Below are 8,712 nucleotides of genomic sequence, written 5' to 3' on the forward strand. Positions count from 1 at the left end.
CGCGTCGGCGAACAGCTCTTCCAACTCGTTACGGACCGCGACCGGCAACGGCGCCCGCCGCCCCCGATACATCTCCGCGACCGCCCGGGTGATCTCTCCCGCGGGCTCGGGCCACGGCAACGGCTGCATCGACATCAGACACCCGATCCTACGGCCGGGAAGGGGGAAGACGACCGCGCCCGACCATCGCAAAGCCGCAGCCCGACCAACGCGCGACGCGCGCCCTACCAGGCCATCAAATGGCCAACAGGGTCTCGGGATGCGGTGGCGGCAGCCGCGGCGGCGCCCGTCGCAGGGGGGCGAGCTGAATGACGACGCTCATCGAGCCCGGGATCATGACGTGGGCTGGTTGAGCTGCGCGAGGTGCTTGCGTACCTCTGCACCGAACTCAACTAGGTCGAGCTCGGTGCAGATGGCCAGGGCCACCTGCCAGGCCTGGCGGGCGCTGGCGGGATCGCCGGCGAGCAGGAAACTTTTCCCCAGGTCGATGTTCGCTTCGACCTGGTCGAACTTGGCGTCGCAGGCCTGGTAGATGCGCACCGCCCGCTGAAAGCTCTCAATCGACTCCCCGTACCTTCCGAGCCGTTGGAATGCTACGCCGATCCAGTCCCAGGTGGTGCCCCTGGCGAAGTCGTTGTGGGCGTCGTCGAAGATAGCTGCGGCTTGGCGGAGCAGGCGGATGGCCTCCTCGTGGTTGCCGAACCCGGTCTGGCAGAAGCCCTGGCCCTGCAATGCGTAGGCCTGGCCTTGGCGGTGGTCGGCGCGTATAAAGAGGTCGAATGCCTCCTCGTAGAGTTTCAGTGCTTGCTCGTGGTGGCCCTGGCTGTATCGGATCCAGCCCATGTTGCATTGCGTATAGCCATGTTCCATGGGGTAGTCCAGCTGCTCGAACAGCCGCTGCGCGCGTTCAAGGTGGTCGATCGCACGTTCGTTGTGCCCGCTGTAGTGATCGGCGCCGGCGAGTATGCGGTGCATGTGTGCCTGGCCGGGAAGATCGTGGGCGTGGTAGGCCGCGTCGAGGGCGATCTGCGCCGTGTTGGCCCAGGCGAGAGCCATGCCGGTGCGTTGGTAGAACATGAGCAGGGTGAGCGCGAACGGCCAAGCTGGGGCGAGGCCGTGGCGAGCGGCCCAGCCAACGGCGATCTGGAGGTTGTGACGCTCAGCCATGAACCAGGCCATCGCCTGCGAAGCGTCATCGATGACTTCCGGTGTGACGCTCGGCAGCGGAGCCGGCGGTGTGGGAGATTCGATTGTGGGCCGAAAATGTAGGTGTGCGGCATGTGCGGTCTGCCGGTAGTGGTCGAAAATTCGCAGCATCGTGGTCCGTTGTTCGACCGCAGGCTCCTGCTCTTCGGCAAGCTCCATCGCATAGGTACGGATCAGGTCGTGAAAGCTATACCGAAGGCACTTGTCTTCGGTGAGCAGCCGGGTCCGGGTGAGCTCGCCGACGAGCGCCGCCGCCTCCCGCCGTGGAATACCGGCGAGGCTGGCCGCCGCGGGTAAGCCGATGTCCGGCCCCGGAAACAATGACAGGAGCCGGAACAGCCTCGCCGCCGCGGGGCTGAGCATCTGGTAGGACCAGGAGAACACACTCCGTACATCACTCTTCGGGTCGTCGCCGCTGAAGGCATCTAGGCTGCCGCGGCTCGCGCGGATGTCGGCTGCAATCCTGCCCAGCGATAAGCCGGGATGCGCCACTGCGCGCGCGGCGACGATGGCAAGCGCCAACGGCAGTCGGCCGCACCGTTCGATGATCTCGTCGAGCGCCTCCGGCTCCCAGGCAGCCCGGGCCTGGCCGACCCGGCGGCGTAGAGCGTCTCTCGCCTCGTCCATGGAGGGCACGCCGAGGGTGAGCGGGTGGGCGCCGGCGTGGGCAACGAGGCCGGTGAGCCGGTTCCGGCTCGTCACGATCACCAGGCAGCCCGGTGAGCCTGGTATCAGCGGCTGGATGTGCTCAGCATCTCTCGCGTTGTCCAGGACCACGAGCATCCGTCGGCCGGCCACCGTGCTGCGATACAACGCGGCCAGCGCCTCGACATCGGTCGGCATGTCCTTGGTCGGCACACCCATCGCAGAGAGGAAGCCGCTGAGGGCTCCCGCGACGGTGACCACCGCGCCCCGGTAGTCGAAGCCCCGGAGGTTCACGAAGAGCTGACCGTCGGGGAACCGATGGGCCACGGTGTGTGCCCAGTGCACCGCAAGCGTCGACTTGCCGATCCCGGGAATCCCGTCGAGTGCCACGGTCACGACGGTGGCGGGCGGCCCACCGTCGGCGGGCAAAAGCGCGTCCAGCGCGGCAAGCTCTGCCCGACGTCCGCTAAACAGCGGCATCGCCAGCGGCAGTTGCGCCGGACGGACCACCCGGGACACGCCGTTCCCACCGGTCCCCGCCGGCTCGGTCGCGTCCGTCGGTGAGGGGCCAGAGTGGGACGCCTGCGCCGGATCGGAAGCGTCCGCCGACCCAACCGCGGCCTGCAGCACCGACATCCGCTGAGTGAGGATCGCCTCCTCAATCTCGACCAGGGCGGGGCCGGGGTTTAGGCCAAGCTCGGTGGCCAGGACGGAACGGACCCGCCGCAAGGCGGCCAACGCGTCGGCTTGGCGCCCTTCAGCCCACAGGGCCAACGCGTACAGGCGCCACCCCTCCTCCCGCAGCGGCTGCTCACCAATGAGGCGCTCGGCCTCCAGCGCAGCCCCGAGAACGTGGCCGGACCGCAGGGCCGCCGCGACCCGTAACTCACGGGCAGACAGCCGCAACTCCTCCAGACGGCCGGCCTCCGCCGCCGCCCAGGGCTCGTCGGCCACCTCCGCGAACGCCCCGCCCCGCCACAATGACAGCGCCTCATCCAGAAGACGCCGGGCAGACGCGGGATCCCCGGACATGACCTCGCGGGCCTCGAACGACAGCCGTTCGAACCGCCACGCGTCGACCGAATCCTCATCAAGGCGCAACGCATAGCCGGGCGAGGCGCTGACCAGGAAACGAGCCGGGGTGCCCGGTTCACGGCCCGGCTCAAGCAACTTGCGCAAATTCGACACGTACGACTGCAAGGTCTTCAACGCCTGGGCCGGCGGCTCCCCACCCCACAGATCCTCAATCAGCCGGTCGATCGAGACGACCTGACCACGCGCCGCCACCAACAGGGCCAGGATGGCACGTTGCCTCGGCCCACCAAGATTGGTCGACGCACATCCCGTCTCGGCCTCCAACGAGCCCAGCACCCGGATAAACACCATCGCGCTCCATGTCGTGGCCGATGTAACCGCCGGCTGTCCTGACACGCCTTTCTCGTGTCCATCCCCGCTCCAGCCGCGTCTGGACTTCCTTCCAGCCGAATTCCAGGACCGGCGGCCGAAGCTGAGACCCTACACTGGGACACGACTCGGACTGTGACGAGTGAGGGAACACCGCCATGGCCACCGCCGCGATCGAGAATATCCCGTGCGTCGGAGGCGTGCGACGGCGGCACATCGACGAGCTGGGCAGCGAGCGCCGACCTAAAGTGACCGACCGGTAGCCAGATCAAATTGTCCACGTTCTACATGCATGGCTAGGGGCGTTGACCAGCGTCGAATGGGTTGACGGGTACGAGCCAGGATGGAACGGACCGACCACCTATGGACAGGGGTACGGGTCGGGAATGCCGGTGCCGTCAGGTGACGGGCCACATGAAGGGAATGATGTCGGTGAGCGGTCGGGCCGGCCGGTGCCGTCACTGGCGGAGCGTGGCGTTGGGTTATGCGATCGGAATCGTGCTCTCTCTGCTACCAGTGGAGTCCGCCGCGGCCGCGAACGTCGGCCGACCAGCGGCGCTGGCCGAGCTGGCCTGGCCGGCGTCGTCGGCGGGTGCGGGCATCCACCTGCAACAGCCGGACGTGTCGATCAAGTACTACCTGGTTCAGCCTCCGGTGGACGGACAGCGCGAGTACCTCTACGGCATCGCTGCGGCAACCCTCGGCAACGGCAACCGTTACATGGAGATCTACCAGCTCAACAAGGACCGGACCCAGCCGGACGGCGCCCGGCTGGTCGACCCGCTAGACCTCCGGCCCGGATGGGTGCTCGTGCTGCCGGCGGACGCGAAAGGCCCGGACGTACGCACCGGGGCATTGCCTGGCTCAACGCCAGCAACGGCGACAACTCCAACAGCCTCCGCGCCGCCTCCGACGCTCGCCGCGCCCGTCGGCGACCCGTCCGGGACCAACTCCTCCGGCTATTTGCAGTGGATCGGCGCGTTCGGGTTGGTGGTGATTCTGCTCGCCGTAGTGTTGCGCGTCATCCGCCGGAGCCGGTCCAACGACGTCCCCGAGCTTCTCCCGTCTCCGATCCCGCCCATGCTGCCCGCCCCCTCGTCGCACGCTGTGGACCGGGTCGCGCCGCCCGTAGCGGCTCAGGGAGCAACAGTGGCGGCTTCGGTCATCAACGAGGCGTCAGTGGTCTCGGTGGCAGCGGAGCGGGTTGGGTCGGCGTCCGAGGCCTCGTCGGTGGCTGCCGAGCGGGTTGGGTCGGCGTCCGAGGCCTCGTCGGTGGCTGCGGAGCAGGTCGGTCCGGCGCCCGAGGTGGGCGTCGTTGACGGGCTACGGGCCACCGTCCACAGCGGCGGCGATCGGCTCGACGTCCGGCTCACCGGCGCCGAGGAGCACCTCGCATACGGCTGGGTCGAACCCCCCGGCAAGCCATCGGCCGATGGCCTGCGTGTCGTGGTGGGCGACGCAGCACACGGCACCCTCTGGGTTGACGTGTCTCACGCCTCGGACGTGTTGACGATCACCGGCGCGTTGGAGGCCTCCCAACGGCAGGCGCTCGCGCTCGCGCGGCAGGTGCACGCCACGGGATCCAACGTCATTTTCGTGGGCGGCGCGCTCGAACCGGACGCCGTGCCTCTGGGCTGCCGGTGGGTGGCCACGTTTCCGGAGCCGCAGGCGGCGGTCGGCCCAGGGCGGGGCAGCGGCCGGGCTGTCGTGATCAGTCTCGGGCTGCGCGGTGCGGAGCTGCGCGCGGCCCGGCAGCTGATGGCGCGTACAGATCGACTCGCCGTGCCGATCATGATCGGAAGCGTGCTGCGAGCGCGGTGGTCGATCGCCGTCGTGCCTGACGACGAATAGCCCAAGCCACGGAACCGCGCTCGGCAGTGGCGCTGGTCGAGCCGCGTGCCGACCAGATCTATCGCCCGAGATCTTGACTTACTCCCCACGCTTGAATGGCGGGGGATTCCCGTGGCTGAGGCGTGTTCACGCCGCGAGCCGTTCGGGTGGTTGGCGTTTCCCGGACAGCCCTGTGGCCAGGTCACCGCGCCCTGTTACCGCCAGCCCGGCGGCGAGGATGTTTCTTGGCCGCGTTCACGTCGGCGTGGTCCTGGTGTCCGCAGGCGACGCACCGGAAGACCGTTTGGGTAGAAATTTCACGCGATCAATCTATGATCACTAACGATCCATAATTCAAGTCGGGTATCGCATCCATCAGCATTTCACGCCACCAACCGAGGTCACCTGCCGAGTACCTCGAACTCCCACAGCGACACGCCGTACGCGTCAATGCCGCGCGTGATGCTGTACATCTTCACGTACCGTGCGTTGACCGAAAACGTGAACTGGTCGACGCCGCCGTTGCCGTTCGGAGCCTGGCGCACGGTGGTCCAGTTGTTGGCGTCGTTGGAGACGCGGATCTCGTAGTTCTTGGAGTAAGCCGTCTCCCACACCAGCCGGACTCCGACCAGGTTGTGTACGGCGCCGAGGTCGACGTAGATCCAGGATGGGTTCTCAGCCAGGCTGCTCCAGCGGGTGCCCCCGTTACCGTCGACGGCGAGGCCCGCAGGGAAGTTCTGGTACGGCGCGAATCTCGTGTCCTGGAAGCTGGAGGCGACCACCTTGCGGTGTAGCGCGAGGTTGACCACCGGCTTAGCGGGCGGGGCGGGGTGCGACAGCGGGGCGGACCGCGGCTGCCTGGGCTTGCCCGTCGGGGCGGCGGTGGCTGGCGCCTGTGACGGCAACGTCGACGGCGACGGCGATGGCGATGGCGATGGCGACGCGCTGCCTAGCCGAGCGTCGCGCGCATAGTAGTCGGCGTAGCCAAGAACAGCGGTGGCGAACTCCCGCATGCTGGCCGGCTCGGTTTTCCCGGCGGCCCGCCGGACCTCGCCCGGCCCCCACCGGAAGGCGGTGAGCGCCAGGGTGTACGGATCCTCGCCCAGCCCGTTCAGCTGCGCTACCTGATCGCACATCGCCCTGCCGAGCATCAGGATGGCGACGGTCGGGTCCCACGGCGACAGCTGCGATGAGGAGTACTGCCGCCAGAGCTCCGGAAGGAACTGCGCTACGCCCTGCGCGCCGTTTGCCCCGAGCAGGTTGGGGTTGAAGCCAGAGGACGCCATCAGCTGGGCGGCGACGCGGGGTGGCGTGATGGCTGGGCAGACCTTGCCGGCGGCGAGCACGGACGCCAGGTAGCCGTTTGGTACGGGTCTGGCGGGCGTCCCCGCGCTCGGCACGCCCGCCCCCAGCGGCACGCCGGCCTGCGGGGATGCGGGGGTGAAGCCAGGCTGCAGGGCGTACCAGTCTGCGTAGCGGACGACCGCGTCGACAAATCGGGCCGGGGCGCCACCAGGCACACCCCGGGCGGAGACGACCGCCGGTACGCCCGCAGCGGTTGCGGCCAAGGCGTTGCGCCACGCATCGCCGGCTACCTGCGACACGCGCAACTGGCCCAGCAGGTCACACATATAGTGCGCGAGCGCGAGGATGTTCGCGCCCGGGTCTGGCCGCTGCGCGTCCGGCCACGGCGACCACTGCTCCCATTGCGGCGCGGTCAGCCCGGCGATGCCCACGCCGCCGGCGCTGGTCTTGGCATTGACGTTAAACTCGGAGATGGCCATGATCTGCCCGGCCAGGCGCGCCGGGGTCAGCGCTGGGCACGACAGGGCGGCCGCATGGATCTGCGCAAGCTGCTCGGCTGGCACCGCGCGACCGACGAGTGGGGTGTTCTGCCCGTTGATTACGCCCATCCCTTGGCTCACCGCAACGGCGCCGACCGCCACCACCAAGATCGCGGTGCCGGCCGCGACGACCCGGCGGAGCGTTGCGTTGAGCCGCAGATAGCTCCGGGTCACCGGTCGGAATATGCGGGCGAGCGCATCGAGCAGGCGGGTCAGGATGCCAGGCGCGGTCATCGGTCGCACGGTTCGGCCTTCCCAAAGAAATTGGATCAGCCAACACGACGCTGCGCAGTGCTGGTTAGTTCATCGGATTTGCGGCGTGGAAACCCGGCCGTTCAGGGCCGGGAGGAAACGCCGCTTCCTCCCCTGGGTGATCGTCTTACATGGACGGTTGGTAGGATGTGAGGCATGGGTGAGGTGGTGAAGCGGGCTTACAAGTACCGCTTCTACCCGTCGCCTGAACAGGCTGGGCAGTTGAACCGGACGTTCGGGTGCGTGCGTCTGGTGTACCACCGGGCGTTGGAAGCCCGCACTCGGGCGTGGGCGGTGGACCGCCGGCGCACTACGTACGTTCAGTCGTCGGGTGGCTGATCGGGTGGAAGCGCACCGATGAGTTGGCGTTTCTGAACGAGGTGTCGTCGGTGCCGTTGCAGCAGACGTTGCGGCATCTGCAGGCTGGGTTTGTGGCGTTCTGGGATAAGCGGTCCCGGTATCCGCGGTTCAAGTTCAAGCGCAAGTCGCGGGCGTCGGCCGAATACACCCGCTCCGCCTTCCGGTGGCGTTACGGCCGGCTCACCCTGGCGAAGATGAACAGCCCGCTGAACATCGTGTGGTCTCGGCCTCTGCCGGAGGGGGCGGAACCTTCCACGGTCACGGTGTCCCGGGACGTCGCCGGCCGCTGGTTCGTGTCCATCCTGGTGGAGGACCCGGCCGTGAAGCCGCTGCCGCCCGTCGCGGTCGAGGGGGGTTGGACGCGGGCATCACCAGTCTGCTCACCCTGTCGCGTCCGATGCCTGGGGTGAGTGACGAGCAGGGCAACGTGGCCAACCCGCGGTACGGGCAGGCCGACCGGCGGAAGCTGGCCAGGGCGCAGCGGAACCTGGCCCGCAAACAGGACGGCTCCGCGAACCGTGCGAAGGCCCGAGTGAAGGTGGCCCGCGTCCATGCCCGTGTCGCCGACCGGCGGCGGGACCATCTGCACAAGCTGACCACTCTCGTCCGTGAGACTCAAACGGTCGCGATCGAAGACCTCAGCGTGCGGAACATGCTCCGCAACCGTCGCCTTGCCCGTGTCATCTCCGACGCGGCGTGGGGTCAGTTCCGCAGCATGCTGGATCCTGCTGGCTAATTGGGTGTGTTGCGGTGGTTGCTGCCTCGCCGTGAATGCATGATCGATTTTGCGGTTTCCTTCCCCTCTACAGCCGCGGAAACGGGTCGTGTGATGTCGATGCAACCGCGGCCGTGGCCCGAGCCTGATGAGCAGGTGGTTGCGGCGATTCGTGCGATGTATGCAGGGCGTGAGGCACCGTTGCCGGTGGTGGTGCGAGATCAGTTGGGTGAGCTGTTCGCTGATGAGCAGTTCGGTGCGGCGTTCGGGGTCCGTGGCCGTCCTGGTTGGTCTCCGGGGCGGCTGGCGTTGATCACGGTGTTTCAGCTGGTGGAGAACCTGACCGATCGGCAGGCGGCCGAGGCGGTGCGGGACAAGTTGTCGTGGAAGTACGCGCTGGGGCTGGATCTGGCCGACACCGGCTTCGACGCTTCGGTGTTGAGCGAGTTCCGGGCC

At 68.0% G+C, this 8,712-nt stretch carries 8 protein-coding genes; 5 read left to right on the forward strand and 3 right to left on the reverse strand.

The features are described 5' to 3' along the window. Positions 1–333: 333 nt before the first annotated feature. A complete protein-coding gene (locus tag A6A27_RS03965) occupies positions 334–3,237 on the reverse strand; it encodes an AfsR/SARP family transcriptional regulator (protein ID WP_073833024.1) in 2,904 nt (967 codons plus the stop codon). A gap of 516 nt (positions 3,238–3,753) precedes the next feature. Here A6A27_RS03965 and A6A27_RS03970 point away from each other — a divergent pair. After that, positions 3,754–5,106 carry a LysM peptidoglycan-binding domain-containing protein gene (locus tag A6A27_RS03970; protein ID WP_143193869.1) on the forward strand — a complete coding sequence of 451 codons (1,353 nt, stop codon included), beginning with the start codon at positions 3,754–3,756 and terminating at the stop codon, positions 5,104–5,106. 181 nt (positions 5,107–5,287) lie between these two features. On the opposite strand, the gene A6A27_RS47330 is transcribed toward A6A27_RS03970, so the two are convergent. Continuing rightward, positions 5,288–5,401 carry a zinc ribbon domain-containing protein gene (locus A6A27_RS47330; RefSeq protein ID WP_443189942.1) on the reverse strand — a complete coding sequence of 38 codons (114 nt, stop codon included), beginning with the start codon at positions 5,399–5,401 and terminating at the stop codon, positions 5,288–5,290. An 85-nt stretch (positions 5,402–5,486) separates the two neighbouring features. Next, a complete protein-coding gene (locus A6A27_RS03975) occupies positions 5,487–7,163 on the reverse strand; it encodes a discoidin domain-containing protein (RefSeq protein WP_073833028.1) in 1,677 nt (558 codons plus the stop codon). A 174-nt stretch (positions 7,164–7,337) separates the two neighbouring features. Here A6A27_RS03975 and A6A27_RS47335 point away from each other — a divergent pair, with 174 nt between their 5' ends. From A6A27_RS47335 to A6A27_RS47070, 4 genes are all read left to right on the forward strand, one after another. Further along, positions 7,338–7,520: a helix-turn-helix domain-containing protein gene (locus tag A6A27_RS47335; protein ID WP_083672409.1), complete on the forward strand. Its 183-nt coding sequence runs from the start codon at positions 7,338–7,340 to the stop codon at positions 7,518–7,520. A 50-nt stretch (positions 7,521–7,570) separates the two neighbouring features. Continuing rightward, a complete protein-coding gene (locus A6A27_RS44805; RefSeq protein WP_198940179.1) occupies positions 7,571–7,951 on the forward strand; it encodes a hypothetical protein in 381 nt (126 codons plus the stop codon). Next, positions 7,948–8,277 (forward strand): RNA-guided endonuclease InsQ/TnpB family protein, encoded by a 330-nt coding sequence (locus A6A27_RS44810; RefSeq protein WP_241825059.1) that lies wholly within the window; start codon positions 7,948–7,950, stop codon positions 8,275–8,277. The genes A6A27_RS44805 and A6A27_RS44810 overlap by 4 nt, the downstream gene beginning before the upstream one ends. A 39-nt stretch (positions 8,278–8,316) precedes the next feature. After that, positions 8,317–8,712 (forward strand): transposase (locus tag A6A27_RS47070; protein WP_198940178.1); only part of this gene is annotated, 396 nt, incomplete at its 3' end.

This window comes from Micromonospora sp. CB01531 (assembly GCF_001905095.1).
Taxonomy (GTDB): Bacteria; Actinomycetota; Actinomycetes; order Mycobacteriales; family Micromonosporaceae; genus Micromonospora.